Origin of the sequence: Bacillus sp. JJ1503 (assembly GCF_036965125.1) — a bacterium.
Lineage (GTDB): Bacteria > Bacillota > Bacilli > Bacillales > Cytobacillaceae > Cytobacillus.
In genome coordinates, this window is record NZ_JBALOZ010000540.1 from 1 (window position 1) to 1,463 (window position 1,463).

Here is a 1,463-nt window from a genome sequence, read left to right on the forward strand (position 1 = left end):
CCCGTTAATCTGCGATAACAGTGAAAGTTGTCGTGACTTCCACCTTTTTCTCTTATTTTTTCAGTGGAAAATGGATCGTAAAAATGGTGCCTTCGTTTTCAATACTTTCTATTTCATATTCGCCTTTCAATCGTTTAATTATATCAAAGGAAATCATTAATCCAAGTCCGGTTCCCTTTGTTTTAGTAGAATAATAAGGCTGTCCGAGCTGTTCTAATTGAATGGTCGAAAAACCAACGCCATTATCCTTTATTTCAATGAACGCAATGTCATTTTGCTGATAAACGTTTATATCTATATTTCCTCCATCAGGCATAGCCTCAATTCCGTTTTTAATAAGATTAATGAACAATTGTTTACATTCATTCACATTTCCCGCAATATACAAACTTTCTTCTAACTGAATGTTCATTTTTACATTGGACATAACAGCATATGGTTTCATGAAGTCAGAAATATCTAACATTATATTCGATAAAGGGATCGTCTCTGTAAATTCGCTTATAGGTCGTGCAAGAGACAGAAAATCATTGATAATTTGGTTAGTCCTATCTAATTCCTCTAAGGACAGGGAAATAAACATCCCTTGATTAGAAGTAATATTTTGTTCATTTTTCATTAGCTGCAAGAAACCGCGAATCGTTGTCATAGGATTTCTGATTTCATGGGCAATGGATGCAGCAAGCTGGCTAATAGCATTTAACTTATCTGCTTTTTTCAACTGTTCCATCATTAAAAGTTGAAGCTTATTCATTTCGATTAAATAAATGATTGTAGATAGTGTAATAATGGAAACGATAGAAAACGAAATGAGGTGAAGAAAATCTCCCATTGCTCCAGTTTGCATCAAATATATCGTACGTGTTATAAAAATGAATAAATAAAAAATGATTCCAGTTAATAGCTTGAAAAGTAATTTTTTTCTTATGTAATGTTTATAAACAATAAAAAATAAGATCGTCATAAAGAAATAATTGATTAGGTTCGTTAGGAATTTTGTCATATCGCTAAATAAGGTTAATCCAAGCAGGATGCCAATTGCCATGAGGCCAGTTCTTGGCCCGATATAAAAGAAGGCTATAAAAATTGGGATGAATTTTAAATCAAACTCTAGTCCATCCGTAATTCGCACCGGAAAAAGCGATGATATTAAAAGTGAAAGACAAATAGTAAGAAAAAAGATAAAATTAATTTTATTATTCCTGCATTGACGCGAAAAAATGATATTCACGAGTGGGATAATCATCATGATAAAAAAATGAAAAAGAAGCTCTGCAATAAAATCCTTCAAAAGAACCATTCCTCTAGCCTTAGTTTTGTGTTTATCTTTAAATTAAACGAATGGCACAGTTAATCCTTTAATTATCAAATTTTTTGCCATAATAATTGTTCTTGATAGAGCGTCAAGATTCGACGAATCCTTATCTATATGATAAATATCTTTGAAAGAAAGTGTTAATAAT

1 protein-coding gene is annotated in these 1,463 nt (G+C 31.6%); it reads right to left on the reverse strand.

The features are described from left to right. Positions 1–52 precede the first annotated feature (52 nt). Positions 53–1,291: a HAMP domain-containing sensor histidine kinase gene (locus V7149_RS26400; RefSeq protein ID WP_335348514.1), complete on the reverse strand. Its 1,239-nt coding sequence runs from the start codon at positions 1,289–1,291 to the stop codon at positions 53–55. Positions 1,292–1,463: the final 172 nt, after the last annotated feature.